This is a genomic window from Paenibacillus sp. SEL3 (assembly GCF_054602585.1).
The window spans coordinates 89,406-116,265 of the sequence record NZ_CM137725.1; the positions used below are offsets into that span (position 1 = coordinate 89,406).

General features: G+C 46.6%; 31 protein-coding genes. 2 read left to right on the forward strand and 29 right to left on the reverse strand.

Translation table 11 applies throughout. From position 1 onward, the window contains the following. Positions 1–6: 6 nt before the first annotated feature. Complete coding sequence (locus ACYCS5_RS00425) at positions 7–336, reverse strand: nucleotide pyrophosphohydrolase (protein ID WP_029517357.1); 330 nt, start codon at positions 334–336, stop codon at positions 7–9. Positions 337–549: 213 nt separating this feature from the next. On the opposite strand from ACYCS5_RS00425, the gene ACYCS5_RS00430 reads away from it, so the two are divergent. Continuing rightward, complete coding sequence (locus tag ACYCS5_RS00430) at positions 550–1,419, forward strand: YitT family protein (RefSeq protein WP_029517356.1); 870 nt, start codon at positions 550–552, stop codon at positions 1,417–1,419. Positions 1,420–1,495: 76 nt separating this feature from the next. Here the strand turns inward: ACYCS5_RS00430 and ACYCS5_RS00435 are convergent, their stop codons facing one another. From ACYCS5_RS00435 to ACYCS5_RS00470, 8 genes are all read right to left on the reverse strand, one after another. Then, complete coding sequence (locus tag ACYCS5_RS00435; RefSeq protein ID WP_459760632.1) at positions 1,496–2,341, reverse strand: sporulation protein YpjB; 846 nt, start codon at positions 2,339–2,341, stop codon at positions 1,496–1,498. 132 nt (positions 2,342–2,473) lie between these two features. Beyond that, positions 2,474–3,118, reverse strand: a complete 645-nt coding sequence (locus tag ACYCS5_RS00440; RefSeq protein WP_209947374.1) for a DUF1405 domain-containing protein — start codon at positions 3,116–3,118, stop codon at positions 2,474–2,476. Positions 3,119–3,290: 172 nt separating this feature from the next. After that, on the reverse strand, positions 3,291–3,470 hold the full coding sequence (locus tag ACYCS5_RS00445; RefSeq protein WP_013371655.1) for an IDEAL domain-containing protein: 180 nt from the start codon (positions 3,468–3,470) through the stop codon (positions 3,291–3,293). A gap of 22 nt (positions 3,471–3,492) precedes the next feature. Continuing rightward, a complete protein-coding gene (locus ACYCS5_RS00450; RefSeq protein ID WP_459760633.1) occupies positions 3,493–3,999 on the reverse strand; it encodes a gamma carbonic anhydrase family protein in 507 nt (168 codons plus the stop codon). A 52-nt stretch (positions 4,000–4,051) separates the two neighbouring features. After that, the gene (locus ACYCS5_RS00455; protein WP_069012435.1) at positions 4,052–5,161 is read right to left on the reverse strand and encodes a hypothetical protein; all 1,110 of its coding nucleotides are present in this window, start codon (positions 5,159–5,161) and stop codon (positions 4,052–4,054) included. 166 nt (positions 5,162–5,327) lie between these two features. Continuing rightward, the gene (locus tag ACYCS5_RS00460) at positions 5,328–5,930 is read right to left on the reverse strand and encodes a histidine phosphatase family protein (protein WP_039271097.1); all 603 of its coding nucleotides are present in this window, start codon (positions 5,928–5,930) and stop codon (positions 5,328–5,330) included. A gap of 70 nt (positions 5,931–6,000) precedes the next feature. Continuing rightward, positions 6,001–6,627, reverse strand: coding sequence for an anti-sigma factor (locus ACYCS5_RS00465; protein WP_459760634.1), 627 nt, complete (start codon positions 6,625–6,627; stop codon positions 6,001–6,003). Next, complete coding sequence (locus tag ACYCS5_RS00470; RefSeq protein WP_013310707.1) at positions 6,624–7,220, reverse strand: RNA polymerase sigma factor; 597 nt, start codon at positions 7,218–7,220, stop codon at positions 6,624–6,626. The genes ACYCS5_RS00465 and ACYCS5_RS00470 overlap by 4 nt, the downstream gene beginning before the upstream one ends. 682 nt (positions 7,221–7,902) lie before the next feature. Between ACYCS5_RS00470 and ACYCS5_RS00475 the strand changes: the two genes are divergently transcribed. Then, complete coding sequence (locus ACYCS5_RS00475) at positions 7,903–8,517, forward strand: class I SAM-dependent methyltransferase (RefSeq protein WP_459760635.1); 615 nt, start codon at positions 7,903–7,905, stop codon at positions 8,515–8,517. Positions 8,518–8,622: 105 nt separating this feature from the next. Here the strand turns inward: ACYCS5_RS00475 and ACYCS5_RS00480 are convergent, their stop codons facing one another. From ACYCS5_RS00480 to ACYCS5_RS00575, 20 genes are all read right to left on the reverse strand, one after another. After that, positions 8,623–8,787: a hypothetical protein gene (locus ACYCS5_RS00480; protein WP_161626999.1), complete on the reverse strand. Its 165-nt coding sequence runs from the start codon at positions 8,785–8,787 to the stop codon at positions 8,623–8,625. Positions 8,788–8,805: 18 nt separating this feature from the next. Continuing rightward, on the reverse strand, positions 8,806–9,894 hold the full coding sequence (locus ACYCS5_RS00485; RefSeq protein WP_459760636.1) for a prephenate dehydrogenase: 1,089 nt from the start codon (positions 9,892–9,894) through the stop codon (positions 8,806–8,808). A 26-nt stretch (positions 9,895–9,920) separates the two neighbouring features. After that, entirely contained in the window at positions 9,921–11,024 is a 1,104-nt protein-coding gene (gene hisC, locus ACYCS5_RS00490; protein ID WP_459760637.1) for a histidinol-phosphate transaminase, read from the reverse strand. Positions 11,025–11,082: 58 nt separating this feature from the next. Beyond that, entirely contained in the window at positions 11,083–11,889 is an 807-nt protein-coding gene (gene trpA / locus ACYCS5_RS00495; RefSeq protein ID WP_459760638.1) for a tryptophan synthase subunit alpha, read from the reverse strand. Then, a complete protein-coding gene (gene trpB / locus ACYCS5_RS00500) occupies positions 11,886–13,082 on the reverse strand; it encodes a tryptophan synthase subunit beta (protein ID WP_459760639.1) in 1,197 nt (398 codons plus the stop codon). Before trpB ends, trpA begins: the two co-directional genes overlap by 4 nt. After that, positions 13,079–13,750: a phosphoribosylanthranilate isomerase gene (locus ACYCS5_RS00505; protein WP_165146976.1), complete on the reverse strand. Its 672-nt coding sequence runs from the start codon at positions 13,748–13,750 to the stop codon at positions 13,079–13,081. The genes trpB and ACYCS5_RS00505 overlap by 4 nt, the downstream gene beginning before the upstream one ends. Continuing rightward, a complete protein-coding gene (gene trpC / locus ACYCS5_RS00510) occupies positions 13,747–14,541 on the reverse strand; it encodes an indole-3-glycerol phosphate synthase TrpC (RefSeq protein WP_459760640.1) in 795 nt (264 codons plus the stop codon). The genes ACYCS5_RS00505 and trpC overlap by 4 nt, the downstream gene beginning before the upstream one ends. After that, the gene (gene trpD, locus ACYCS5_RS00515; protein ID WP_459760641.1) at positions 14,531–15,577 is read right to left on the reverse strand and encodes an anthranilate phosphoribosyltransferase; all 1,047 of its coding nucleotides are present in this window, start codon (positions 15,575–15,577) and stop codon (positions 14,531–14,533) included. Before trpD ends, trpC begins: the two co-directional genes overlap by 11 nt. 34 nt (positions 15,578–15,611) lie before the next feature. Beyond that, positions 15,612–17,162, reverse strand: coding sequence for an anthranilate synthase component I (trpE, locus tag ACYCS5_RS00520; protein WP_459760642.1), 1,551 nt, complete (start codon positions 17,160–17,162; stop codon positions 15,612–15,614). Positions 17,163–17,664: 502 nt separating this feature from the next. Continuing rightward, positions 17,665–18,039 (reverse strand): chorismate mutase, encoded by a 375-nt coding sequence (gene aroH / locus ACYCS5_RS00525; protein WP_029517339.1) that lies wholly within the window; start codon positions 18,037–18,039, stop codon positions 17,665–17,667. Between the two features lie 2 nt (positions 18,040–18,041). Continuing rightward, positions 18,042–19,136, reverse strand: a complete 1,095-nt coding sequence (aroB, locus tag ACYCS5_RS00530; protein ID WP_459760643.1) for a 3-dehydroquinate synthase — start codon at positions 19,134–19,136, stop codon at positions 18,042–18,044. 1 nt (position 19,137) lies between these two features. Then, entirely contained in the window at positions 19,138–20,307 is a 1,170-nt protein-coding gene (aroC, locus tag ACYCS5_RS00535) for a chorismate synthase (RefSeq protein ID WP_459760644.1), read from the reverse strand. A gap of 229 nt (positions 20,308–20,536) precedes the next feature. Then, a complete protein-coding gene (locus ACYCS5_RS00540) occupies positions 20,537–21,337 on the reverse strand; it encodes a CheR family methyltransferase (RefSeq protein ID WP_023989169.1) in 801 nt (266 codons plus the stop codon). Positions 21,338–21,367: 30 nt separating this feature from the next. Next, the gene (ndk, locus tag ACYCS5_RS00545; protein WP_039271067.1) at positions 21,368–21,811 is read right to left on the reverse strand and encodes a nucleoside-diphosphate kinase; all 444 of its coding nucleotides are present in this window, start codon (positions 21,809–21,811) and stop codon (positions 21,368–21,370) included. 110 nt (positions 21,812–21,921) lie between these two features. Next, positions 21,922–22,896: a polyprenyl synthetase family protein gene (locus ACYCS5_RS00550; RefSeq protein ID WP_029517336.1), complete on the reverse strand. Its 975-nt coding sequence runs from the start codon at positions 22,894–22,896 to the stop codon at positions 21,922–21,924. After that, complete coding sequence (locus ACYCS5_RS00555; protein WP_029517335.1) at positions 22,893–23,759, reverse strand: menaquinone biosynthetic enzyme MqnA/MqnD family protein; 867 nt, start codon at positions 23,757–23,759, stop codon at positions 22,893–22,895. The genes ACYCS5_RS00550 and ACYCS5_RS00555 overlap by 4 nt, the downstream gene beginning before the upstream one ends. Beyond that, complete coding sequence (locus ACYCS5_RS00560; RefSeq protein WP_340955770.1) at positions 23,716–24,375, reverse strand: UbiX family flavin prenyltransferase; 660 nt, start codon at positions 24,373–24,375, stop codon at positions 23,716–23,718. Before ACYCS5_RS00560 ends, ACYCS5_RS00555 begins: the two co-directional genes overlap by 44 nt. Before the next feature lie 5 nt (positions 24,376–24,380). After that, positions 24,381–25,247: a UbiA-like polyprenyltransferase gene (locus tag ACYCS5_RS00565; RefSeq protein ID WP_459760645.1), complete on the reverse strand. Its 867-nt coding sequence runs from the start codon at positions 25,245–25,247 to the stop codon at positions 24,381–24,383. Further along, positions 25,240–25,968: a demethylmenaquinone methyltransferase gene (locus ACYCS5_RS00570; RefSeq protein ID WP_039271329.1), complete on the reverse strand. Its 729-nt coding sequence runs from the start codon at positions 25,966–25,968 to the stop codon at positions 25,240–25,242. The genes ACYCS5_RS00565 and ACYCS5_RS00570 overlap by 8 nt, the downstream gene beginning before the upstream one ends. A 9-nt stretch (positions 25,969–25,977) precedes the next feature. Next, entirely contained in the window at positions 25,978–26,847 is an 870-nt protein-coding gene (locus ACYCS5_RS00575; RefSeq protein ID WP_069012695.1) for a heptaprenyl diphosphate synthase component 1, read from the reverse strand. Positions 26,848–26,860: the final 13 nt, after the last annotated feature.

The window sequence follows — 26,860 nt, forward strand, 5'->3', positions numbered from 1 at the left end:
AAGCGCCTAATCGGTGTCCTTTTTGGTCCAACGATTCGCATCACGTGTGTTAAATTTATGCATAACCTTATCATGTGCCTCGGTCAAATTTATACCTAGCGAGTTCGCAAAGCAGATGGTGATGAACAAAATGTCCCCCAGCTCCAGCTCAATGGAATTGTCCGCCTCATCCGTTTTTTTCGGTTTCTCGCCAAAGGAGTGATTGACTTCCCTCGCCAGTTCCCCGACTTCCTCAGACATCCGGGCCAACATCGCTAAAGGGCTAAAATACCCTTCCTTAAATTGAGATATATACTGGTCTACCTCACGTTGAATTTCATCTAATGATTTTTCCATGAAACACGCAATCCCCCCATGTGCAGGTTTATTCATATGTTATCGTAAAGCACATTTTAAAACAAATTTTTTTTAATTGTGAACTTATGACCCCAACTTACTGTCATCAGTCTTTTAAAGCTACCGTAAAAAGGTATACTACATATAAGGAGCTGCGATTAGCAAAATCAGCATGAAGTCGTTCTTCCTTAAACTGCTACTGCGAGGGATTATATGAAGATATCCAAGTCCATGGAACAGCTTAAAATGATTTTACCCATTGTGCTCGGGACCGCCATCTATGCATTCGGTCTGCTTTATTTTATTATACCCAGTAAACTGATGGAAGGTGGTATTACTGGGATCACCCTGCTGCTCAATTATGCTTTTTCGATTTCACCCTCTCTCTCCACATTGCTTCTGAACATTCCTTTATTTTTAATTGGATGGAAAATGCTTGGGGGCAAGCAAATTCTATATACAGGGGTAGGTATTGGGTCGCTCACTTTTTTTCTGTGGTTGTATGAAAAAATGATTCATCTCGGATGGATGGGAACATTTCAAACTGAACACGATTTTATACTTTCTTCATTATATGCGGGGGTTACGCTTGGAGCCGGATTAGGTATTGTGTTCCGCTTTGGCGGCACCACGGGCGGCTCGGATATAATCGCTCGTATTCTAAACCGGAAGTTTGGCTGGAGTATGGGAAGGATTATGCTGGTCATTGATATCGTCATTATCGGTGCTTCACTACTTTACATACCAAAAGAAAAAATTCTATATACATTAGTCGCCGTGTTCATCGCGTCCAAGATTATTGATTTTATACAAGAAGGCGCCTATTCCGCCAGAGCCTTTATGATTATCAGCGACCACACGATGGACATTGCGGATATTATTATTAGAGACATGGATCGCGGAGTTACTATTATTCCGGCTGTAGGTGCATTTTCCAAGCAGGCCAAGCATGTTGCCTATTGTGTCGTGCCTCGTCAGGAAATACGACGTTTGCACCAAATTGTTAAATCGGTTGATCCACGGGCGTTTATTATCATACAGGATGTGCATGATGTACATGGAGAGGGGTTCAAAGAGGAATAGCCCGGAAATCCGGGCGATGGGCTAATCTATATGGATGGCTCAGCAGCCAACGACGCGAATGTTCGAATTTGCATCGTTATCCAGAGAAACCAGCTCGATATTTACGATAACCTGCATAGACCAGCGCCAGCAGAACAATCATGCCGATTGCCAATTCTGCCCGGCGCTCACTTTCACGCGGGATAAATGGCGCCAGTGCAGTGGCGTCTTTTTCACGTCCAAACAAGGCATTAAACGTCGGATTTCCCTGATCCAACGCCCCTCTAATCGCTGAGGCATCTGCGTATTGCTGATCACCCAATCCTTTGACGTAGGAAATCCATGAATCAGCCCGGATAACCTCACTTGTTCTGCCATGTATCAATGCTGCTGTACGAATCGTCTCATAATGGTCCTCCAGCACTGCGGCTCCAGCTTTGAAACCCTTCATGTTACCTTTAGCAAACTGGCTGTTCAAACCGCTAACATCTTCTTTTAAAATCTTATAATACTGCTGCCATAAGGGCTGACGCGGATGTGCAAGCGCATCTGTCGCAAGTCGTAAATTGGCCGCAGCCTTCACCCACTCATCTGGTGATACTTGGACGGACTGTGTAGCTTGCTGCACCTCAAGGATGCTGCCGGACAAAGCATGAATGGCCTCTACAGATAATGCTGCCTGCACCTGTCCGGTGCCAAACCATCGACTCACCTCGGCTACATCCGCGCGCGCTTTTTCAATGTTCCCGTCCATCACATCCCGGTACAGTATCGCAGCTGCATGATCCAGTTCCTCAATTTCTTTTGTATTTCGTATGGGTTTTGATTGATCACGCGCTTCTGCCACACCTGGAGGGACGCAGACGGACAGCATCAGGACCATAGATAATACAACACTCGAAACAATACGTATCGTAATTTGAAACGTCTGACCCCTAATCATGGGACATCCCTCCTCACCTTACTGTATGGCAAGGTTACCGGGACTAGAACTTTCTTCAAAATCAAAACCAAAACTTTGTGTAGCTAAATGATTAAAGCTCTTTCTTATTTTATGATCATCACGGATTCCTTTCTATTTCTTCACTTCTACTCTCATTCGATTGCGCGCAAACATGGCAAGCCATGCTGCTACGATACTGACAAGGGTTAGCATATAGGTAAACGCACGCACTTGCGGTACATTATCCATTAGCGTCTTTGGAAGATACGGATATATACCAAATGTATAATCCATCGTATCATTTAACAATGTCCAGAGTGCGGCTAGGCATAAAGCAGCCCATTTGCAGGTGAAAAAACGCACGAACAGTAACGCTTCGACCGCCATTGCCGTGTGAGATGCCACCAGCATCCAATCCTGCCATATCATATGTCCGCCCTGCGCAACTCCCCAAAAAATAATAGCTGAAGCCCATATGCCATATTTTACACTCGTGACAACAGCCAACGCCTCCATGATCTGTCGAATGACCTTCAAGCTCTTGAGACGCGGAGAATAGAGCAAAAATGCTATAGAGATCGTAAAAAACAGACTCGCCGTCGGACTATCAGGCACAAATACAATCTGCCACATCGGATGATAATTTAGAGTATATTCCAACTGCCCCCCATACCATATGTACCCACACACTGTTCCTACCAGATTACACCAGAACAGCAGCCATAAAAAAGGCCGGCTCGTCAAGAACGACCGGCTCCACAAATAAGATAACGACACGCCCTTCATCCTCCGTTCATACGACGGTTGCCTTGTACAGGCCCATCCTACAAAAACTATACCATATCCAAGCGTACCAAAAAAACCTGACCGCCGCTACAGTCAGGTTTGATGATTATAATCTCGAACTAACAATTGGTCTGAAATCCAACTTAGGGTTCCTAAGATTATTCTAACTCATTGCTTTCAGCTCATCCGTAAGATGACGAAAAGCTACTTCATCTCCGGAGGCTAGCGCCTCATCAATATCCTTGTAGAGTTTTTCACTCCGGTGTTTACGTAATGCCTCGTCCAAAACCATTTCAGCAGACAGGCCCAACATTACTTCATAAGTAACCTTCATTTTATCCATAGGATGCACCTCCAACATGAGTTTAAGAGATCCTATATTCTTTTCCTTTCGCCACATAGCTGAGTGCCGTTCGTGACATCCGCTGCAAATCTGCATCTGTCAATTCGCGCACCACTTTGGCAGGTGTACCGAGAGAAAGAGTATAGGGTGGTATTTTGGTATTTTCCGTAACGACCGACCCTGCTCCTATTAAAGCATATTCACCAAGCTCCGCTCCGTTGAGTACAATGGCCCCCATACCGATTAAAGTGCCTTTGCCTACCGTACAACCGTGGATTATTGCAGCATGACCTACCGAAATGTCATCCGCCAGCAACAGGGGCTGATCCGTGTTCACATGTCCCACGACACCGTCCTGAATATTGCAGCGTTCACCTATGATGATAGGCGCCATATCTCCGCGCAGTACGGCATTAAACCATACAGAGGAATCTTGGCCGATCGTTACTTTTCCGACAATTTTTGCTCCTTCTGCCACATAGACAGATGAATGGAGCTGTGGCATGTTTCCGGTATAGTGAATCAGCATCAACTTCACCCTCTCTTTTTGGGTGAAATTCTATCAACATGTGTGTTGCTTGTCAATGGAGCCGTATACCCGAGTCGTTCCGCCCAATGCGGCACTCTCCCGCCAACTTCAGCCCCCAGGCCGTCATCTGTACAGAGGGTCCCGTCGGATGTTCACCCTGACGAAGCATACCCAAGTGAAGCATCATTCGTATAATTCTCTGATCAAAGACCGAACGGGGCGTATCATAGTAAAACGGTCGAATCAGTGGGCCGATATGTACAAAAAGCGACTCTGAGGACGTCCACGGTCTGGCACATTCTCCAATCCAGTAGACTAGAGAAAGCAAATTAGGAACGGCTCCTTTATACAGTCTTAACCAAAACCTGAATAGCTGTATCATTTCTTCCTCAATTGTATGCTCCTGATGTGCTTCCCCCTTTGCCGTCAGCACAACCTGGTCCCCTTTCTCCTCGATGTACTTGGAGTGTCGGGCATAATCATACAGTAGGGCCATTCGGTCTGGATAAAACTTAAAAGAGGAACCATACCCGAAACGCCATCCTCCCTTCCCCAAAAGCGGCTCCGCAATGTGCAAATGCTCCATCAGCTGCTGCTGATTGCGACGGTACCAAGCCCCCTCGGGATTTAGCGGAACCTCATGCTGCCCCATGTATTGAAGGAAAAGCCGTAAATCCTCTGCCAGTAGATGCCCTTCATCCCGGTACGATGACGGTTCGCTTACCCGTGTCATTCCGCTTTGGAAGTCATGTACCATAACACGTCGAAAGCGCTCCTTCATATCCAACGGAATTTGGAACAAATACCTCGTGTTGTGCGTCGAACCGTTGAACAACCAGCCACTAGAACGCAGACGGGTCACAATATCTCTTGGCCGCTCACCAGGATTTTCGTCCTCCTCAACAGACTGTTTGGCTATTGCAATCAATTCCTCCATGCTGAAATACGGTCGGTCATCGAACAGCAGTGCGTTCAAAAACCTTACCTCTGACAACCTCAGCTCCTTGACCTGCGCCTCAAAAAAACTACTGCTGCCGAGCTTCGTCAAAATCCCCTGGATCAACTCATGCTTGGAATTAGGTTTACAGTCACAATCGTAATACACCGCGATTCTGTTCAAATGCACAATATCCGCAAATGTCAGCATATCCGCCAGATTCATTGTTCCATCGCCTCGTCACTGGACTGTCATCCGGAATTGATTCTTACCTGTTGTACCCACAGCTTTGACGGATTGTTCAAACTCTAAACCTCTTTTTTTGCAAAGGTATAATTAAAAAACAAAAAAGACCACGACTTCTACGATGAGTAGAAGCCGTGGTCTTTTACTAACTTTTTGAGTTACAGTCACTTTTCTCTTGCAAATGCTTCGTGCAATTATACAAAAGTGGTGCCCAATCCATATCCTCACGCTGAAGTATACTAAGTGACAAATTGCCGATTCGTTCCGTGAATTTTTCCTGATACAGAGCCTTATACAAATTAGCCAAAAAACCGCCGTGGGAAACGACCAGCAGATTCTTGTCCCGATTTTCCGTCCAAATGGCCTCCATAAAACCTAGCCCGCGAAGCTGAAGATCCGCATCGCTTTCCTGCCCTAGATCCAGCAGGTGCCAGTCGACTCCCCACTTCTCTTCACGCTCGGCCTGTGTCATGCCCTCGACCTGACCATAAGCACGTTCTCTTAGTCGATCATCAGATTCTAGCAACGGAAGATGCAGAGCAGAAGCAATAATCTTCCCGGTCTCTTTCGCTCTGGAGAGACTACTTGTAATAAGCCCGTCCCAATGATAAGACTCTCTCTTTAATCGTTCTGCAAGCAAGCGTGCCTGCTGGCGTCCTTCCTCATTTAACGGAATATCACTGTGGCCCTGGATTTTCCCTACCGCATTCCAATCCGTCAATCCATGTCTGATCAAGCCAATAAGCATCGTGTCTTTTCCTCCGCTGTTTTGTTATTCAGGCATTGTTATGAATTCATATTGGAGTCCAGCTGTCCTGCTAACTTCTGACCCTTCTCGTCCGATGGATCCAGCCCAGAGAAAATAAAGCAAGCGCAAGTGCCAGTACAGACAACAGCATCCAGTATTGCGGATAAGTAGGAACAATGCTAGCAACCAGCGGGTCCATAATGCCACTATTCACATCTTTAATGTGGTATTGATATTGTGGAGATGTACTTGTAGTTTCCAACAGGCCTGTCGGTAAAATACCCGTATCCATGACAGGAGCTGCTTGAGGGGGATTTTCCTTAGAGGAGCTTCCATTCCAGTTCAAAAACAAAAAGCTGCATAAAAATACGGCCAAGAAGCCAGCGATCCATACAGACATATACTTACGGGCTGCTGGGTTCACACGCGCACGTCGATGCTCACCCGGAACAAGCCACGGTGATTCTTCATAAATTCGATCCATGACTCTGCGATTCATGGCCTCTAGCTTATCATCTGTTATTTCAAAGGAAATATCACGAATAGCGGATCGATTTTCTTTTGACAAATCCCACTCTTTTTCTTCCAAACCATGTTCCCACCCAGCAGACGAGCTTTTGGCCCGTCTGCGCTCCGAGTCTTGTTTCGATACATTTTTGCCTGTAGCGAACAAATCCTCAGTGTCCCTGGATTTCATTGGCTGCTCATCCCTTCGTTTTCCTCATAGAGAGGCTCAAAAAAATAAGGCTCCAACTGCGTCTTCACACTGGTTCTTGCCCGGAAAAGCAACGACTTCACCGCACTGACGGTCTGTCCTAAAATAGTCGCAATCTCCTGATAATCTAATTGCTCATATTCACGCAAAATCAGCGCAGATCGCTGCTTCTCAGGCAATCTATTGATCGCCTCACGAACCATCTCTACCTTCTCACCGCGAAGGACAGCCTGCTCCGGAATTACATCCGATGGAGCTACCGGTACATAACCGCTCTCCTCCAATGGAACCTGACCGCTACGGTGCTTGCGAAGCTCACTTAGCACCGTATTGCGTGCAATTGTATATAACCAAGTGGAGAACGATGCGTCTACCTCGCGAAAAGAGTGCAGGCTCCGATACGCTTTGTAAAACGTCTCCGAGCATAAGTCCTCAGCAATCATTTCCAGGTTCGAACTTTTCAGCATATGATAAACAAAAGCTAAAATTTTACGTTGGTGACGCCTCATTAATTCTGAATAAACCTCAACATTACCTTGTTTGATTTCCTGAATCATCTGGGAATCTGTCATCATCCGAGTGAGACCCTCCTCGCCCATACATGTGCTGTTTTCCCGTTCGATTCTGTCTATATATACCGAACAGGTCAAAAAAAGTTGCGCCCTCTGCGCAAATGGATGAAACAGCATCATGGAACATTTGTTATTTTCTTACCCTATGTAGTGCCAACATTAACGGTGCTATCCCCAACAATATTCAACGTCCAAAATGGACTTACCCATTGTACCACAAAATGACCGCCAGTAAAAAAGTCCAAAATCCCCACGATTTCCATCAATGCCTCCCTAACGCTGGCAACTAATTCATTTATACAGCTTTTCAATGGATTTTAAATTTTTTCAAGATTAAATGACAAACCTACTGAAAGCGTGCCATCAAATAAACCAATAAGGATAATTACACAAAAAAAGAAAACGCTTTAAAAAAATATTGACAAAATGAAAACGTATACATATAATAAAAGTACAGTATGGTTTCTCTCCACTCCTATCCTACTCAGCTACTTCACTAAAAGTAGCTACCACCCGGGGCTTTACCCGGGTGGTCTTTTTTTTGTTTTCCAATACTCCTCTTTACCTTACTCACCTACCCCATATGTGGGTTGATAAAATACATCAATATTTCACCAATTATTTGGTTGTCCTATTAAAACACATTATTATATAATTAATTTTTTCAATAGATAGGGGGCAGGAAATGAATAATAAGTGGAACAAGGCTGTATATAAGATTTGGTCTCCAATTTATGATAACTTTTTCAATTCAGGTAGCTTCCTCAATTCTAGAAAGATCATATTTCAAGAAAAGTCATTTAATAGCGAGCAAAAAATACTTTTTGTAGGTGTAGGAACTGGAGCAGATTTAGAATTAATAAATCACTACAGGCTGGATATTACTGCCATAGATTATTCACCTGAAATGCTTAACAAAGCAAAAGATAAATTTGCCAAAACCTCCATAAAATTCTTGGAAATGGATGCTCAACAAATGAATTTTATGGATGAGCAATTTGATATAGTAGTAGGAAGTTTAATTCTCTCAGTAGTACCTAACGCAAATAAATGCTTCGATGAGATGGTGCGGGTTTTGAAAAAAGACGGGGAAATTATTATTTTCGATAAGTTTTCTCCTAAAGGAAAAAAGCCCTCATTATTCAAAAAAACGATAAGGCCCGTTATTAAGGTGTTAGGAACCGATATAGGGTTGAATTTTGAAGAACTGTTTGAAACCCAAAAAACAAAACTGCGGATCAAAGAGGATGCACCTATAATGTTCAACGGTATGTATAGAAAGATAGTAATTACAAAATAACGCGTAGCTCCACTACCTCTTCAAGTAACAAAAAAGCGAGCGAAGAGAACCTTCACCCGCTTTAGATCTTTTCTTACTACTTCACTCTCAGAAAGTGTGGTGCTTTTAAGGCGGTCCATAGCGTAGAGGTTCATTCGAATCTGGAGAAGCGGAGCGCTCGCCTTTGCCTGCGGGATTTTCCCCTTTGTACATATATTCAGAAAATCCGCAGACAACAGCGATCGTAAGATCAAATGAATCGCGGAGCGCAGTCCCTCCTTTAACGAACACTCATACTTTCTTCACCCTTTATACCACCACTTTATAGCCCATCGAATCCAGCAGTGTCTTGGCACGCTCCCAATCCTGCTCTTGACGGAAGGAAAGCCGCATGATGCCTGGGACATCCTCCCGGCTTTCAATGATTTGCATATTGCTCAGATTAATGCTGTGATTCCCCAGTTCCATAGCAATTCGCCCGATAATCCCTGGGGTATCCGGTACATCAATATACAGATCAAACGTAGAGACGATGACTCCTTTACGACGCTCTGGCAGTTCACTGCGGAAGTGCCCAGCTGTTAAAAACTCGTCAGCGATTCCCTTACCGTCTTGTATTCTCAGTAAATGGGTAAAACGCTCAATCTGTCCGTTCCATTCTTCCAACAGACCTAGTAAAACTTCACGATTGCTCAGTAAGATGTCCCGCCACACAACCGGATCACTAGAGGCTATCCGTGTAATATCACGGAACCCACCGGCAGCCAATGTACGGTACAACGGATTTTCATCATTGTGCTTTCGCACCTGATTCACCAGCGCTGCTGCAATAATGTGCGGAAGATGGCTAATCGCACCGACAATGTCATCGTGCATAGCTGGTTCGACACGCACAACATGAGCATTAGTATATTTTAATAAACGTTCCAGCGAGCAGTATGCTTCCTCAGGCACACCCTCTGCCGGGGAAAGCACATAATATGCATTTTCAAACAGCAACGCGGAAGCAGCCTTTACACCGGAACGCTCCGAACCGGCCATCGGATGACCACCGATAAAGTAAGCATTGCGCAAAGAAATTTCTGATGCTTTTTTGGCAATTGCCGATTTCGTGCTGCCTACATCAGTGATAATACAACCCGCTTTAAGCGGTAGCCTGCTTAACAGTTCGAGATAATACTCCAATAAGCCCACAGGTACGCATAAAAAAATAAAATCGGCATCCTCTGCCGCTTCTTCAACCGAAAGAGTCGCGGTGTCCACGACACCACGGCTTAACATCGGTTCCATCAGTTCAGGGAGATGGGCATGGCCGACAACCGAAATATCCGGCTTCCCTTTAAAACAAAGTGCGAGGGACCCACCTATCAGTCCCACGCCGAAAATGGCAATCTTCATCAATTATCAAATCCCATCTGCGGAAATTATAGGCGTACTTTCGCCGCTTCCGCCCCCAGGACCTGTTCCAGCGCACGAATAAACAACTCATTTTGCGGTTGTGATCCAACGGACACTCTAATATATGTCGGATATTTGTGATGACCTGCGCGAATAATCACACCTTTACGAAGCAACTCCTGGAATACCTCACCGGATGGACGACGTACATCCAGCATAATAAAATTACCATGTGCTGGGAAAGACTCCAATCCCAGACGCTTCAGCTCATTTTGCAAATAAGCTCTGCCCTCTGCATTACGATCCCCGCATTCTTGAACAAATTCCTGATCTTCCAAAGCAGCAATAGCCGCAGCCTGTGCTACCCGTGAAGTATTAAACGGTTCACGAACCTGATTTATCAAGCGAATAATTGACTCAGCTCCCATACCATAACCAATGCGTAGCGAAGCAAGGCCATAGATTTTGGAGAAGGTGCGAAGTACAACCAGATTTTCATACACTGGCAACAAACGAATGCCGTCGGGATAAGAACGATCCGTCACAAACTCGGCGTAAGCTTCATCCAGCACAACCATGATATGCTTTGGTACTTGGTTCAAAAACGCAATCAGCTCCGCTTCGGGTACAATCGTGCCCGTCGGGTTATTTGGATTACATATCCAAATAATTTTTGTACGGTCATTGATGTGGGACAGCATAGCATCCAAATCATGTACACCATCACGCAAAGGCACCTCAACTGCAACCGCTCCCTCAATTTCCACGTTACTTTTATACACGGAAAATGTCTGATCGGCCATGATGCTTTCTTCTCCAGGAAGGAGGAAAGCACGCGTAATCAACGCAATAATTTCGTCAGAGCCACAGCCATAGATAAACTGTTCCTCTTTTAAACCCGTCCGTTTAGCTAGTGCCTGTGTCAAAGCTACCGCACTTCCATCAGGATACACACTAATGTTAGCAAACTCCTGCTGAATAGCCTGCAATACTTTAGGAGAGCTACCATACGGATTCTCATTCGAGGCGAGCTTGATGACTTCATCGAGTCCCAGCTCACGTTTTACGTCTTCAATCGGTTTACCGGGCTGATATACTGGCAAATGTACAATATGCGGTTTAGGTTGCATGCCCCTACCTCCTCTATCCAATCAGAACTATATTTACTACTTTATATTTTGACACCCATTATTGCTTTAATTGTGCCACAAAATTATGAATTTGCAAAAGACCTTCTTGCCTGCGTGCAGAATCATTCAGTAGCGGAATGGCCTCCTCTACCTGACGTACAATAGCACTGCCGACTACAACTCCATCACAAATGTTTGAAAACCGGGCTACCTGTTCTTGAGTAGAAATCCCGAAGCCGACCGCTACCGGAATATCCGTATGCCGTTTGACCTGCGCGATAAAGCCCTCTATACCTTCAAAAAAGGAAGCTCTTTCCCCGGTTACACCCAGCGAGGATACACAGTATACAAATCCACGGGCCTGACGGACAATTCGCTCGATCCGCTGTTCAGACGTTGGAGCCACCAGAGGAATCAGATGCACACCCACCTCTGCTGCCCGTCCTCCCAGCTCCTCCGCTTCCTCAAGCGGAAGGTCCGGAATAATAAGACCGCTGATACCGTGCTCCTGCAAGCCTGCAAAGAAAGCATCCATCCCCATCTGTAATACAGGGTTATAATACGTGAACAGAATAAAAGGCAGGTTTGAACCTGCCGCCCTAGCCAGAGAAGCTGTCTCCATGCACGTGCGGATGGAAATTTGCCGTTTCAGTGCACGCTCAGACGCGCGCTGAATTACAGGACCATCAGCCAGCGGGTCGGAATAGGGTACACCCAGTTCCAATATGTCAGCTCCGGCCGACTCTAACTGCCGAATGATCTCTATCGTCGTATCCACATCCGGGTCGCCTACCGTCAGAAAAGGAACTAATGCCGTTTTGCCTTCATTTTTAAGGCGATCAAACGCCTGATCAATTAGATTCATGACGGATTTCCTCCCAAATACTTGATAATGGAGTCCACATCTTTATCCCCTCGTCCAGACAAACAAATAACGATAATATCATCTGGCGTCAACGTAGGTGCCAGCTTGACGACCTGCGCAACTGCATGTGCCGACTCTAATGCAGGAAGTATTCCTTCGGTACGGCAGAGGAGCTGAAGCGCATCCAGCGCTTCCTGATCCGTGATCGGAACATATTGGGCCCGCTCAATATCTTTCAGGTATGAATGCTCCGGTCCAACACCTGGATAATCCAGTCCAGCCGAGATGGAATGCGCAGGTTGCACTTGTCCGTACTCATCCTGAAGCAGATAACTCATAGAGCCTTGGAAGACCCCTTGTGTTCCCTTGGTCATCGTAGCTGCATGGAATTCTGTTTCGACACCTTTTCCAGCGGCCTCCACGCCAATCAAAGCGACACCCTGATCCTCAATAAAAGGATAAAACATGCCGATGGCATTGCTTCCGCCACCGATCGCTGCCACGATGACATCCGGCAATCTGCCTTCCTTCTCTAGGATCTGGCGACGCGTTTCATCACCAATCACACGTTGGAAGTCCCGCACCATCATTGGATATGGATGCGGGCCGACAGCTGAACCCAAAATATAAAACGTATCATGGACATGGCTGACCCAGTAACGCAAGGCTTCATTACCAGCATCCTTAAGTGTACGTGTACCCGATGTCACTGGAATGACCTCTGCACCCAAAAGCTGCATCCGAAAAACGTTCAACTGCTGGCGCACAGTATCCTCTTCGCCCATAAACACCTTGCATTCCAATCCGAGCAACGCAGCCACAGTTGCTGTCGCGACACCATGTTGTCCTGCGCCTGTTTCAGCAATAACCTTCTGTTTACCCATACGCTTCGCCAGCAATCCCTGAGCTAATGCATTATTGATTTTGTGGGCGCCAGTATGGTTTAAATCTTCGCGCTTCAAGTAAATTTTAGCCCCGCCCAAATACTGGCTCAGACGTTCCGCATGATAAAGCGGGGTTTCCCGACCAGAATAGTCTTTCAGGAGCCCGTTCAACTCTGCTTTAAACTCGGGATCATCCGCGTACTTACGGTAGGATTCCTCCAATTCAATCAGTGCGTTCATCAACGTTTCCGGTACAAAACGTCCTCCAAATGTTCCAAAACGTCCGTTGTTATCAGGTAATTGTGTCATGCCTGCTTCACCCTTTCTACGAATGCTGTGATTTTTGCAATGTCCTTGACTCCGTTCGTCTCTACACCGCTGGATACATCCAGCCCTTCGGGATGATACTCATGAACCAGCTTTTCCGCATTATCAGCAGTCAGCCCGCCGGCTACAAACAAAGGAATTCCATGTTGATGGGTCCAAGCCTGATAGGCAGGAATTCGATCCCACGCAAACGTTTTTCCAGAACCGCCACCATACAGGGGATCGTATGTATCGAGCAGTAAAGCATCAATTGTTCCGACATAGGCATCCAATTCGTCCGCCGAGCGTTCTCTCTGTCCTTGACTGTCCACAGACCATGCCTTGAATACCTGTATACCAAAATACTCCCTGATTTCCCGACAGCGCTCTGGACTCTCCTGTCCATGCAGCTGTATGACATCCAAGGGTGCTTTCTCCATCACATCATTTAACAGTGCATCACCAGGGTTCACAAATACGCCCACGCTGCGCGGTCTGCTGCCTGAGGTCCATTCATCCAATACGCGAAGCAGCTCTCCAGCCTGTACGCCGTCAATCCGGCGCTTGCTGTCGGCAAACACAAAACCTATATAATCGACCGGTAAGTTTACCATAGATTTTAGCACTTCAACGCTTTGAAGTCCACAAATTTTTACGCCCGTTTTGTTCATACTTTAATCCCGTCCATCAATTCGGTTACAGCCTGTCCCACATCTTCCTTGCGCATCAGATGCTCCCCTACCAGGATGCCGTGTGCACCCACCGAATGCAGATACTTTACATCTTCCGGTCCAGCAATTCCGCTCTCACTGATGAACGTAATCCCTTTAGGAATTAGTGAGATCAGCTCCTCCGTCGTCTGGAGACGAGTCTCGAATGTTCGCAGATTTCGGTTATTTACGCCAATCAAGGTTGCTGTCCCCAGCTCCAGTACCGCTTTAAGCTCCTCACTGTCATGCACCTCTACCAATGCGTCCAGCCCAAGGTTCTTGGCGATTTGTAAAAAGGACCCTAATACACGCGGTTCCAGTATAGCGGCAATCAACAGCACCGCATCCGCTCCCAGCAAACGAGCTTCATATATTTGCCGTTCATCAATGATAAAATCCTTTCGCAACAGCGGAATCTTCACCTGATCGCGAATCTGCTGTAAATATTCAGGACTTCCCTGAAAATACGTCACATCTGTCAGTACAGAAATGCAATCCGCTCCTGCTCCCTCATATGCACGTGCAATGTCCACCGGATGGAAATCCGGTCGAATCAGCCCTTTGGATGGGGAAGCCTTCTTCACCTCAGCAATCAGTCCGAGCGGACGGTTGCGTCCGCTCGCGATCGCATTTTCGAATTCTCTCGTCGCAGGTAAATCAGCAATTAATCGTTCAGCTTTACTTATTTGAAAATGCTCCTTAAGCTGCTCCACTTCTTGTCGCTTCGTCACCACAATTTTATCAAGATACATATTGATATTCCCCCGTTGCCTGTATTAATTGGTCCAGCTTGGAAAGTGCCCGTCCAGAGTCAATGGCTTCGGCCGCTCGTGCTACTCCGTCCGTCAAGGTAGCTGCTGTGCCTGATACATAAATGCACGCTCCTGCATTCGCTAACACAACATCCCGATAAGCTCCATGCTCTCCGTTTAAAATTCGTCGTATGATATCTGCGTTAACCTGTGCGTCACCGCCCAGTACCTGATCAAGAGAATGCGTCTGCAAGCCCAAATCCGACGGATGAAGCTCGAACGTGTGAACCTTGCCGTCCCTTAGCTCGGATACTCGTGTCGCAGCTGAAATGCTAATTTCATCTAGTCCATCCAGACTACTGACAACCATGGCCCGTTTGGAGCCGAGCTGGTTCAATACCTCGGCAATGACTTCCGTTTTGCTGGCGTCATAAATGCCCAACAACTGCCGATCCGCACCAGCCGGATTCGTCAATGGACCCAGCATATTGAATACCGTCCGCACACCCAGTTCGCGGCGCGGCGCGGCGGCATGCTTCATAGACGGATGATACAGCTGTGCGAATAAAAAGCAGATGCCGATTCGGTCCAGACATGACCTAGCCTGATCACTCGTCAAATGAATATTGACTCCCAATGCCTCCAGGACATCAGCGCTCCCGGCACGGCCACTTGCAGAACGGTTGCCATGCTTTGCTACCCGTACAGACACCGAAGCTGCGATGATTGCGGATATCGTGGAAATATTAAACTTGTGAATTCCCGAACCTCCAGTACCACATGTGTCCAGCAGACGACCGTTGCCTTCTTCAGTTTGCACTGGACTAGCGTAGCTACGCATAGCCTCGGCAAAACCAGTGATTTCATCTACCGTTTCCCCTTTGAGGCGAAGAGCCGTCAGCAGCCCGCCAATTTGCGCCTGTGTAGCACTCCCACTCATAATCTGTTCCATTACGCTCCGGGCCTCCGTACGCGAAAGATGCTGTCCCTCCATGATCCGGCTTAACCCCACTTGCATCATGTCATGTCGTTCCATTGTCGTCTCCTCCTCAAAATCAGATTTTTGTGTGTTACGGAGTGTACAAATAATCCTGGTTGATGACGCTGTTATAGGGCTGTGTCGTTGCCGGGAACATCACTTCTGCCGTGCGGATTGCCTTCAGCAATGCCTTTGCTTTGTTCACCGTCTCCTGATACTCGCTTTCCGGAACCGAGTCCCACACAATTCCAGCGCCTGCCTGGACATAAGCCCGGTTCTTTTTAAACACAATCGTGCGAATCGTAATGCAAGCGTCCATATTGCCCGAGAAGCCCAAATATCCAATCGCCCCTGCATAGGGTCCACGTGCTTCCCGCTCCAACTCAGCAATAATCTCCATGGCCCGCAGCTTTGGTGCCCCTGATACGGTGCCGGCTGGCAGACAAGACAGGAAAGCATCGAAGAAATCTTTGTCCTCACGTAGCTCACCTGACACATTGGATACAATGTGCATGACATGAGAATAGCGTTCAATTTCCATGAACGTGTCGCATTTGACTGTGCCAAACTGTGATACACGGCCCAAATCATTTCTTCCCAAATCGACCAGCATCAGATGTTCTGCACGTTCTTTTTCATCCTTCAGCAGTTCTTCAGCAAGCGCCGCATCTTCTGACTCCGTTACGCCACGCGGTCTCGTTCCCGCAATAGGACGGGTCTCTACCCGGCCGTTTTCCACCTTGACGAGTGCCTCAGGCGAAGTGCCTACGATGATCTCGTCATCCATTTTCAAATAATACATGTATGGCGACGGGTTCATCGTGCGCAGCACGCGGTAAACCTGTAAAGGAGAGGCCTCTGTATCAATGTGAAAACGTTGGGATAGTACAACCTGAAAAATATCACCGGATCGGATATACTCCTTCGCCTGCTCTACGTTTGATATAAACTGTTCCTTCGTCACATTGGATTGAATCTCACCCAGTTCCACATCATCAGGAATAGAGGCCGATCCTAATCGCTCAGGCTGAGGCTGCTTGCGCAGATACTGTGCCGTTTCCTCCAACTTGCGTTCCACATCAGCATAAGCAGCTCGAATGTCCTCATCGCGGAACCCTTCGCCTACATGAACATTGCCAACCAGCAAAATTTGCTGTTTCACATGATCAAAGACAATGACTTGATCGCAGAACATAAAACGAATATCATCCATATTCAAATCATCTACCGAGTGCTCTGGCAGCTTTTCATAGTATTGAAGCAGGTCATATCCAAAAAACCCGATAGCCCCGCCTGTAAATGGAGGCATTTCTTTCAGTTTCGGACTGCGGTATTTACGTAGCAATGCTTTGAGCGCTTCAATCGGCTTGTCGTTTAATATTTGCCGTTTACCGTGTTGTTCCAATATCAAACGTCCCTTTTTACCCGAGACCATTAGAAACGGGTCTGTACCGATGAACGAATGTCGCGCCCACTGCTCGCCTCCCTCTACACTCTCTAGCAGAAAGGCACGGTCCCGCTCGGCATACCGACGGAAAATCCGAATCGGCGTCTCCATATCAGCCAGCACTTTTTTGTATACAGGAATCAGGTTAAATTCACTCGCCATCGTTATCACTTGCTCCACATGCGGCGTTAACATGAGATCACTTCCTTTCCAAATTGGCGCAGAACCAAAGGAGAGAATATAAGAAAAACGTCTATCGACGTACCTTCACGGAGGCCAGACCGCGTGTAGCGGAAGTTTTTCTTGCGATTATAGAATTGTTCAGCTCCGCTGAAAATTTTATAAATTCTATAATCGTAAAAAAGCCTCTACCGGTAAGGTAGAGGCTGTCAGTTATTGAAATTATAAGAATGCTCCATATGTAAAATGACTACAGCAAATTGATAAGTATACACTCATCCCTTTGGTTTAACCGCGCAGGTTGCCTCAAATAAGCTTCTCTGTAGAAGAATATCTCTTCATAGACAAAAGCTTACCCGCTACCGCCGATCTCTGTAATCTCATATGGAATTGGCTAAGGCTGCACTCTTCTCATCTCAACTCTGTCTCTGGCTAACTCTACTCTACTTAACTCTGCTACACACACTATATCTCATGGGATGTTACTTTGGCAACCATCAACTTAAAAAACAGGCACTTATTTCCCTTGGGAAGCTAGATCCGGTCTTAAGGCCTGCGCTCCGTTCAAATATACATGTTTAATTTCCCGCTGGGATTTATCAGTGTTCACCTGTACCATCAGACGGATGCACTTGGGCAAACTACCTGCCACAGGAACTTCTAATGCACACATGAGCGGAACCATATCCCAGCCATCAAGCTGACGAATGGCCTTGGCTGGAAAGGCAGTATCCAGATCATGAGTCACCGTAATCCATACGTTACTAATATCCTCTGGCTGAATTTCATTGTAGGATACAATTTCTTCCAGTAGTTGGCTTGTTGCTTCCAAAATTTCATTTTCTTCATTATTCGCTACGGTCGTCGCGCCACGAATTCCACGATTGTACATCGTTACACCCCCTCTTTTAACTGTTCAATAACTCTTCGGATGTAAGAGACGGAAATATCCTTCACAACCTCCACGTGCCCGATGCTACGTGGGACGACAAAAGTAATGCTGCCTTCTTTGAACTTTTTGTCATGCATCATCGCGTCCAGTAGCCGATCTGTATCGAGATGTGACGGAAGGGAGGTCGGTAGCCGTAGTGAAGACAACATATCCTTCGTTGCATCTACCAAAGAAGGATATGCCCCCAGCTTCACGCCCAAAAGTGCGGAGCCGACCATCCCAATCGAAATGGCTTCCCCGTGTAAAAACTCACCATATCCCGCAATAGCTTCAATCGCATGACCAATCGTATGACCTAGGTTTAAAATAGCGCGCAAATCATTTTCTCGTTCATCGCGTGACACCACTTCGGCTTTAATGGAACATCCCTTTTCCAGACCGTACTCCAGAGCTGTCGCATCCAGTGCAAGCAAATCAGTCGCATGGTCACGGCACCACTGGGCGAAATCAGCATCCCAGATCAAGCCGTGCTTGATCATTTCAGCAAGCCCCGCAGATACCTCACGAGGAGGCAGTGTAGACAACGTATCTACGTCATACAACACAAGTTCCGGTTGATGGAAAGCTCCTATCATATTTTTCGCCAAAGGATGGTTGATGCCGACCTTACCGCCCACGCTACTGTCATGGGCCAGAATCGTAGTGGGGATCTGTACAAACTTGACACCTCTCATATAAGAAGCTGCCACAAATCCAGCCAAATCACCCACGACACCACCCCCAAGTGCAATAACGGCTGAATTGCGATCCAAGCCGCCCTCAATGGCTGCTGTTATGACCTGCTCAAATACAGCAAGCGACTTGGAGGTTTCACCTGGCTTAACGACAAAGGACACTGTCTTGTAGCCAGATGCCTGAAGATTGCTCTCCAATGTTGCCAAGTAGAATCCCGCTACATTTTCGTCAGAAACAATCAACAACGGGCTTTTTTGCGCAATTCCTCGTTCCTTCAACAACTCTCCGGCTCGATATAACAGTCCTCGTCCAATATGAATAGGATAAGAACGTTCGCCAAGCTGTACCGTCAGCGTACTCATTTTAGTACCGCCCCAATTGTTCTTCGTAGGATGCAATATTCGCACGAATCTCTTCAATCGAATCCCCGCCGAATTTTTCTAGCAAAGCTTTTGCAATCTCCCAAGCTACCACATGCTCCATAACTACGCTAGCCGCAGGTACTGCACATGCATCCGAACGCTCAACCTGTGCAGTAAACGCCTCCTTCGTATCAATGTCGACGCTTTGCAGAGGCTTGTAGAGTGTGGGGATCGGCTTCATTACGCCACGAACCACAACTGGCATTCCATTCGTCATGCCCCCCTCAAAACCACCCAAACGATTGGTACGACGGTGATATCCACGTTCCTCATCATATAGAATCTCGTCATGCACCTGTGAGCCGCGCAACTCTCCTGCTTCAAAACCGATGCCTATTTCCACGCCTTTAAATGCATTAATCGACATGACGCCTTGTGCGATACGTGCATCCAGCTTCCGATCATACTGTACATGACTGCCCAGACCAATCGGAATACCTTCTACAATACATTCCACTACCCCACCGACTGAATCACCTTCTTGCTTGATCAGATCAATATATGCTTCCATTTTCTTTTCGGTTTCTGGATCGGTTACTCTCACCGAGGAAGCTTCTGTCACCGCAATCAGCTCATCAATCGGCAAATCGCGGTAAGGAGCTTCGATTTCCCCAATACGAATGACCTGACCTGCCACCTTGATTCCGAACTCAGCCAGCAATTGACGAGCCAAACCGCCGCATGCCACACGAATTGCTGTTTCACGTGCGCTGGAGCGCTCCAGCACGTTACGAAGATCCTTCAGGTTGTATTTCATTCCGCCATTCAAATCCGCATGACCCGGACGTGGCCGGTGAACCCGACGCTTTTCTTCATCACTGCCTTCAATAGGTTCAATATTCATAATGTTCTGCCAGTGCTTCCAATCGTTATTTTCCACAACCAGCGCAATCGGTGCACCCGTGGTGTATCCGTGACGTACGCCTCCAGCAATCTTCGCCGTATCTTTTTCAATCTGCATACGCCGACCCCGTCCATATCCTTTCTGACGACGGTGCAGCTGAAAATTCAATTCCTCAAAATCCAATTTTAAATTGCTCGGCATACCCTCTACAATGGCAGTTAGCTGGGGACCATGCGTTTCCCCCGCGGTTAAATAACGTAAACTCATGACGCGTTCCCCCTTTAAACTGTTAAACTGTGCATCGCTAAAATCTTTAACTGTGCTTCATTATAGTATACGCACCTTTCTTTGACAAGAAAAGCCACGTGTATGCAGATAAACAAAAACACGCCTCTTAGCCAAAGGGGCTAAAGGACGTGCTTTGCTAATAAGCCAACCATCAATTACTCAAAGATATAAATAAGTCCCTATAAAACTTTGGATGATGTTTGCAGGCTTATGCTTTTTTGCGATAAAAAAAGGTTTCCGTCGATTCCAGACCATATTGGTTAGGAGAAAAGATTTGCTCTGTGCTACCGACAAACAATACTCCGCCGGGACGAAGACTGGCTGCAAACTTTTGATACAACGTATGTTTGGCCTCTTCTGTAAAATAAATCATTACATTTCGACAGATAATGAGATCATAGCCATCCTCAAACCGATCCAGCAGCAAGTTTTGCTTTTGAAATTTCACGGCTTGTTTCAAACGGTCATCAATTCGATACATCGCACCATCCGGCTTAAAATATTTGCTAGCTACCTGCTCAGGCACATCCTTGAGCGAACGCTCCAAATATTTGCCTTCCTTGGCTTTTGCCAATGCACCATCATCAATGTCGGAAGCCGTAATGGAGCAATTCCCCAAAATACCTTTACCGTCGAGAACCATAGCCAAGCTATAAGGCTCTTCACCAGTCGAGCAGGCCGCACTCCACAGCTTAAGCTTCTGCTTCCCCACAAGCAGTTGTGGCAAGATTGTATCTCGCAGCACTTCCCACCGATTGGGATTACGCCAAAATTCCGAAACATTGATCGTCATCCGATCCAGAAATTCATAGAATAGAGGTTTTTCCTTCATCATGGCATCATAAAAAGAAACAAAACTGGGAAACCCGTTTTTGTTGCGAAGCGTAGTTAACCGCCTTTTCATCTGTGCTTCTTTGTATTGTGCAAGATCAATACCTGTGCTGTCCTTGATTTTGCGGATAAACGCTGTGTAATCGGGGTCCGTCTGACCCAGTTCCATATCCGTCATGCTACCATCCTTCTTCATACGTAATTAAACTTACATCCAGGTCGCCACACTTTTTTCATACCGAACGGATTCTTCCGGCATGAAAAAATTTGCAATCTCGCGCTCTGCGCTCTCCGGTGAATCTGAACCATGAATGAGGTTAAACGGTGTATGTGCTGCAAAGTCTCCACGAATTGTGCCCGGAAGAGCTTCGGTTACTTGTGTTTTACCAATCAACAAGCGGGAAAGCGTAACGATGTTATCCCCTTCCCATACCATAGCAAACACAGGGCCTGATGTGATAAAACCTACAAGCTCTTCAAAAAAAGGCTTGCCCACATGCTCCGCATAATGCCGTTCTGCCTGTTCTCTTGATACTTGTACAAGCTTGCCAGCCGCCATTTTAAAGCCTTTGTCTTCCAGACGACTAATGATACGTCCAATCAACCCACGTTGTACACCATCCGGTTTAACCATCAAAAAAGTACGATCCATCGGCTCACTCCCAATCCAATCTAATGTATTTATACAGTACTAAACTGTATTGTAACAGAAAGCTTGGAACTGGTTAAAGCATTTTGTCACAGCAAACCCAAAACACAACTTTAGTAGGAGCGGCGTGTTACAAAATGAGCAATATCGCGTAGCGTCTTTTTTGTTTTGACATCTGGTAGTAAGTCCAGCGCGTTTAGCGCTTTATTAATATATCGGTCGGCGAGAATTTCAGCTTTAGCGATTCCTTCACTTTTTTTGATTATATCCACCGCTTTGCGTGCGTCTCCTAGCCCATCTCCATCCTGAATGCGGCGGATTTCAGCCAGTAGATCTGCACGCAACTCAGGCTGTTCGAGCGCATAAATCACCGGAAGCGTAATATTCCCCTGTCTCATATCGCTGCCCGGCGGCTTTCCGATCTTTTTTTCTGTTCCGCACAGATCAAGCAGATCATCCTGAATTTGAAAAGCCATACCTACGTTATAGCCGTAGCTGTACAGCAGGGAATTGACACTTTCCTGTGCCTCTGCAGCCATAGCTCCCAGCTGGCAACTAACCGCAATTAATAAAGCCGTTTTGCGCCGTATGCGAAGCAAATAATTACGCACACTCTGATCCACATTAAAAAAATCACGAATTTGTTCCATTTCACCAATGGACATCTGCACCAGCGCTTTAGACAGTACCCGGTGAATGTCGGGATTCGGCAATCCAGCAGCAATAGACAGCGCACGTGCATATATGTAGTCTCCGGTGTACATAGCCACCCGATTGTCCCATTTGGACTTCACGGTGGGTTGACCGCGTCTCATTTCCGCATCGTCAATCACATCGTCGTGAACGAGAGAGGCAGAATGAATCAATTCCAGAGGTACCGCTATACGCTTGAGCTTGTCCAGATCATATTCTCCAAACTTGCCTCCCAGCAATACAAATACGGGACGCAAACGCTTGCCCCCTGCTTTAAGCAGATGAAGCGACGTATCATTAATCAACGGCTCCGTACTATCGATACTGCGGTACAACTCTTCTTCTATAAAGTTCATATCCTTCTTTAATAAACCGAACAAATCCAATCGTTTCATTCTTTCACCCGTGTCAGCGTATTGTCACTCCAGAGAAGCGGCTTTACTCGTCGGTCAAGCAGCCCCAGTTCATGCGCATACTGAAAGTAAAGCTCTAAACCTTGTTGTTGCTTCTCTCCAAAATCATAACACAGATTAGTAAAGTAGCGCTCCCAATAATCTCGCAGACCTCCAATTTCCTCGCATGCTTCAGAAATAACAGACGTCAAGTCCGACAGACTACGCTGCTTGCTTGCGCGGAACGCACTCGCAGTTTCAGCTACCGCTGCGGGATTTTGAGCAGCAACAGCACGTCGTACTGCCCATACAGCAAAAGTCATACTGTAGCCCGTCCAGCGCTTCCACTCTTCTCCGAGGTCCGTAACATACAGACCTTCGTTTCGCCAAGATGCCTTAATCGCGTGATCTCCAATCAGTAGCCCCGCATCTGCCTGTTCCAGCATCAAGTCAAGATCCGGTTCACAGTCAAAATAGGAAGGCTGACCTTCCCATGCCTTTTGCATCAAAATTTTCAACAAATTCACGGATGTAGCAGACGTATTTGTTAGTGCAATGGTTCCGTTTTTGATTTCGTCCAGCGGCTTGCGTGAAAATAGTAAAATGGATTGCACAGGACCATCTGCACTGACGGATAAATCCGGCAACAGTAGCATTTCCTCAGCACCGGATGCATACGCAAAGGAGGACATCGCACTGATATCCAAACTCCCATTCAACATACCTTGATTCAATTCAGCCGGAACTTTAGAAACCATCTCCGCCGAATGGAGAAGCTCAGAAGGATTAAAATAATGAAAAATAGGCCAAGCGTTTGTATATTTAATTTTTCCGATTGTGATTGTCTTGGTGTCCGGTGTCGGCATCGGAATCCCCCCATCTCGTAAACAGTTGATGTTCTATACGCAAGCTGTCCAATACTTTGCCTACGAGGAACAGCACAATATCATCCAGCGTCTTCGGATGAAAGTAAAAAGCCGGCATGGCCGGAATCATTTTGACGCCAAGTCTCGCAAGCTTAAGCATGTTTTCCAAATGAATGGCATGTAGAGGCGTCTCACGAGGCACAAGGATCAGCGGACGACCTTCCTTTATCATCACGTCCGCTGCCCTCGCCATGAGATTATCGGACGAACCGTGTGCTACTGCTGATAACGTCCCCATCGAGCATGGCATGATAATCATCGCATCCACCAAATAAGAGCCGCTTGCAATCGAAGCTCCAATATCTGTGAACGGATGGTATACAAGAGAACCGGGACGGCCTCCGAATTGTTCATTCAAAGCCCCTTCCCGGTCAGTCACATTCCAGCCCAACTCCTCTTTCAACACCCGCCAGCCAGCATTAGACACGATCAGGTGAACTGTGTATTGCAAGTCCAGCAGAGTCTCTACCAGTCGCACACCATAAATGCTTCCGCTCGCGCCTGTAATGCCAATAACGATTCGTTTGCCTTGATGTTCGCTCACCTGATTATTCATTAGTATTAACGCACCACCAAATCAATCAGTGTAAAGGCAAATACGACAGTGCTAAGTACACCGTTCATAGTAAAGAATGCCGTCTGCAAACGACTCAAATCTTTTGGAGATACGATATAGTGCTCATAAAATAAAATAATGCACGAAATAATCATGCCCGCCAGATACCACCAGCTTAAATCTGCAATAAAGAACAGTACAATAAATCCGATCGCCGTAATGACGTGAAATGCCCGAGCGATGTTCAATGCACCTGCTACACCAAAACGGGCAGGAATAGAATAAACTCCTTCGTTTTGGTCAAAATCTATATCCTGACAAGCATAAATAACATCAAATCCAGCCGTCCAAAATGCGATCGTGAGATACAGAACGATAGCGGTCAAATCTATTTGTCCCGTTACCGCAACCCACGCGCCTAGTGGCGCCAAACCAATGGTCAGACCAAGTACAATATGGCAAAGCCAAGTGAAACGCTTGGTGTAAGAGTAAAAAACGAGCATAAAAAAGGCCAGCGGGAACAGCTTGAACGCCAGCGGACTTAACTTGAATGATGCCCAGAATAACAACACCAGACTGACGATAATGAAAATTACCACTTCGCTCGATTTGAGCAACCCTGCCGGGATAGCGCGTCCTGCTGTGCGCGGATTTTTCCCGTCAATCACCCGGTCGATCATACGATTGAAGCCAAAAGCAGCGCTGCGTGCGCCAACCATAGCTAGCAGGATCCAGCCGATCTGCGGCCACGAGGGTAGGTTGCCTGTCACGATAACTGACCCCAATACAGCCCCCATGAATGCAAATGGGAGCGCAAATAACGTATGTTCAATTTTAATCATTTCCAAAAAAATAGCAATTTTCTTAAACATGCTGACTCTCCTTGATTCCAATGTGCAATGCCGCAATGCCTCCGGTGAGAGAATGAGCCTGAACATCCTTCAATCCGACTTCACGGAAGATGCCAGCCAACTCATCCCTTCCTGGAAAAAGCGCCAACGAATCAGGGAGCCATTTATACTGCTCATAACGTTTGGCGAACAATTTGCCGAGCATGGGCAAGATGTGTTGAAAATATGTGTAGTAAATTCCCTTGAACGGCTGCCAAGTAGGTTTGGACAATTCTAGACATACGACCTGCCCGCCAGGTTTGACGACTCGTTGCATCTCCTGTAACACGTGGCGCAGATCAGGTACGTTGCGCAGACCGAAACCAATCGTTGCATAATCAAATGAATTATCTTCAAAAGGCAGTTCCATCGCGTTGCCCTGAACAAGCTTAATTTGCTTTTCACGGGATTCTGATATAATTTTACGCTCGCCAACATTGAGCATGTTCTGACTAAAATCGAGTCCTACGATGTGACCACTTTCACTTGCTCGCGCCATCGCAAGCGTCCAGTCACATGTACCACAGCAAAGATCAATTGCCGTATCGCCGCGACGCATGTTCATTTTTTTCATCGTAAATTTCCGCCAAGCCTTATGTCTGCGAAAGCTCAGTATATCGTTCATCAAATCGTATTTACCTGCTATGCTTTCAAACACGCCATGAACGAATTGCTCTTTCGGCTTGGTGTCGCTTGATCCCATCACGTTCACCTAACCTTCCCTCACAACTGGGTGCGGACTATTTAGCAGCTTTAGGAAAGGCTCAAGCATGCGTTCAAATTCCTCGATCCCCGTATTTTGGTCATCTGACAGGATCTGCCGGATGTGTGTAACTGCCGTGCGAAGCTTGTCCAGTATCGCATCCTCGGCTTTGTATTTCAGAACAAGCTTACGCCATGCTTCAGTGTCAGTACCACTTTCTGAAAGCAACGCTTGCTCGTTCCGGTCTCCGTTACCATAAATATGCCAGAACATATATCCGAAACGGGACTTGTCCGGTTCTGTCCGCTTGCCCCATTCCTCCACCAAGGTATCACAGAGGGCAAATTTGTTAAGAAGCTGCTTCCAAATTTCCTGATCCTGTTCTGCTACAAGTGAAGTGAATGATAAAAAAAGCTCCTTTTTGAAACGAACCATCTGAGTTAAATACTGAGTTGCATCCAAGCGGAATTGCTTCATTCCCCAGTACAGACTCATTTTCCCTGCGTTCACTTCACATACAGCATCACTCAACTTCGAAATGGCCGTAATGCGGCCTGCCAGTGCAAGCAACTGATAAAAACGACTGCTAAAATAGTCCCCAGCTAACACTTTCAGCTGTCTGGAACGCATCTCCTCCGGGCTCCGTATACCGGATAAAGTATCAATCATATCATGCGTATCCAGCCCCATCTGCACAAGTGAGGTTACCAATGCGTACAGTTCGTCCTCACTGGCATGCAGCTCCTGCGCATTCCGGTTCAAAAACACAAACATCAAACGGGTACGGCTGTCAGGAAAAGCCGGCATTTCCGTATGTTGTTGAATCATGTCGTATTCCACATATTTCCTTGCTAATTGGGGTACGCGATACGGTTTCATCCTAAGCCTCCGA

Bases quoted from the DNA above. Each gene is read 5' to 3' on its own strand.
- ACYCS5_RS00425 (WP_029517357.1), bottom strand. From the start codon at position 336: ATGGAAAAATCATTAGATGAAATTCAACGTGAGGTAGACCAGTATATA.
- ACYCS5_RS00430 (WP_029517356.1), top strand. From the start codon at position 550: ATGAAGATATCCAAGTCCATGGAACAGCTTAAAATGATTTTACCCATT.
- ACYCS5_RS00435 (WP_459760632.1), bottom strand. From the start codon at position 2,341: ATGATTAGGGGTCAGACGTTTCAAATTACGATACGTATTGTTTCGAGT.
- ACYCS5_RS00445 (WP_013371655.1), bottom strand. From the start codon at position 3,470: ATGGATAAAATGAAGGTTACTTATGAAGTAATGTTGGGCCTGTCTGCT.
- ACYCS5_RS00450 (WP_459760633.1), bottom strand. From the start codon at position 3,999: ATGCTGATTCACTATACCGGAAACATGCCACAGCTCCATTCATCTGTC.
- ACYCS5_RS00455 (WP_069012435.1), bottom strand. From the start codon at position 5,161: ATGAATCTGGCGGATATGCTGACATTTGCGGATATTGTGCATTTGAAC.
- ACYCS5_RS00460 (WP_039271097.1), bottom strand. From the start codon at position 5,930: ATGCTTATTGGCTTGATCAGACATGGATTGACGGATTGGAATGCGGTA.
- ACYCS5_RS00465 (WP_459760634.1), bottom strand. From the start codon at position 6,627: ATGAAATCCAGGGACACTGAGGATTTGTTCGCTACAGGCAAAAATGTA.
- ACYCS5_RS00470 (WP_013310707.1), bottom strand. From the start codon at position 7,220: ATGATGACAGATTCCCAGATGATTCAGGAAATCAAACAAGGTAATGTT.
- ACYCS5_RS00475 (WP_459760635.1), top strand. From the start codon at position 7,903: ATGAATAATAAGTGGAACAAGGCTGTATATAAGATTTGGTCTCCAATT.
- ACYCS5_RS00485 (WP_459760636.1), bottom strand. From the start codon at position 9,894: ATGAAGATTGCCATTTTCGGCGTGGGACTGATAGGTGGGTCCCTCGCA.
- hisC (WP_459760637.1), bottom strand. From the start codon at position 11,024: ATGCAACCTAAACCGCATATTGTACATTTGCCAGTATATCAGCCCGGT.
- trpA (WP_459760638.1), bottom strand. From the start codon at position 11,889: ATGAATCTAATTGATCAGGCGTTTGATCGCCTTAAAAATGAAGGCAAA.
- trpB (WP_459760639.1), bottom strand. From the start codon at position 13,082: ATGACACAATTACCTGATAACAACGGACGTTTTGGAACATTTGGAGGA.
- ACYCS5_RS00505 (WP_165146976.1), bottom strand. From the start codon at position 13,750: ATGAACAAAACGGGCGTAAAAATTTGTGGACTTCAAAGCGTTGAAGTG.
- trpC (WP_459760640.1), bottom strand. From the start codon at position 14,541: ATGTATCTTGATAAAATTGTGGTGACGAAGCGACAAGAAGTGGAGCAG.
- trpD (WP_459760641.1), bottom strand. From the start codon at position 15,577: ATGGAACGACATGACATGATGCAAGTGGGGTTAAGCCGGATCATGGAG.
- trpE (WP_459760642.1), bottom strand. From the start codon at position 17,162: ATGTTAACGCCGCATGTGGAGCAAGTGATAACGATGGCGAGTGAATTT.
- aroH (WP_029517339.1), bottom strand. From the start codon at position 18,039: ATGTACAATCGTGGAATTCGTGGCGCGACGACCGTAGCGAATAATGAA.
- aroB (WP_459760643.1), bottom strand. From the start codon at position 19,136: ATGAGTACGCTGACGGTACAGCTTGGCGAACGTTCTTATCCTATTCAT.
- aroC (WP_459760644.1), bottom strand. From the start codon at position 20,307: ATGAGTTTACGTTATTTAACCGCGGGGGAAACGCATGGTCCCCAGCTA.
- ACYCS5_RS00540 (WP_023989169.1), bottom strand. From the start codon at position 21,337: ATGACGGATATGGAACTGGGTCAGACGGACCCCGATTACACAGCGTTT.
- ndk (WP_039271067.1), bottom strand. From the start codon at position 21,811: ATGGATCGTACTTTTTTGATGGTTAAACCGGATGGTGTACAACGTGGG.
- ACYCS5_RS00550 (WP_029517336.1), bottom strand. From the start codon at position 22,896: ATGAAACGATTGGATTTGTTCGGTTTATTAAAGAAGGATATGAACTTT.
- ACYCS5_RS00555 (WP_029517335.1), bottom strand. From the start codon at position 23,759: ATGCCGACACCGGACACCAAGACAATCACAATCGGAAAAATTAAATAT.
- ACYCS5_RS00560 (WP_340955770.1), bottom strand. From the start codon at position 24,375: ATGAATAATCAGGTGAGCGAACATCAAGGCAAACGAATCGTTATTGGC.
- ACYCS5_RS00565 (WP_459760645.1), bottom strand. From the start codon at position 25,247: ATGTTTAAGAAAATTGCTATTTTTTTGGAAATGATTAAAATTGAACAT.
- ACYCS5_RS00570 (WP_039271329.1), bottom strand. From the start codon at position 25,968: ATGGGATCAAGCGACACCAAGCCGAAAGAGCAATTCGTTCATGGCGTG.
- ACYCS5_RS00575 (WP_069012695.1), bottom strand. From the start codon at position 26,847: ATGAAACCGTATCGCGTACCCCAATTAGCAAGGAAATATGTGGAATAC.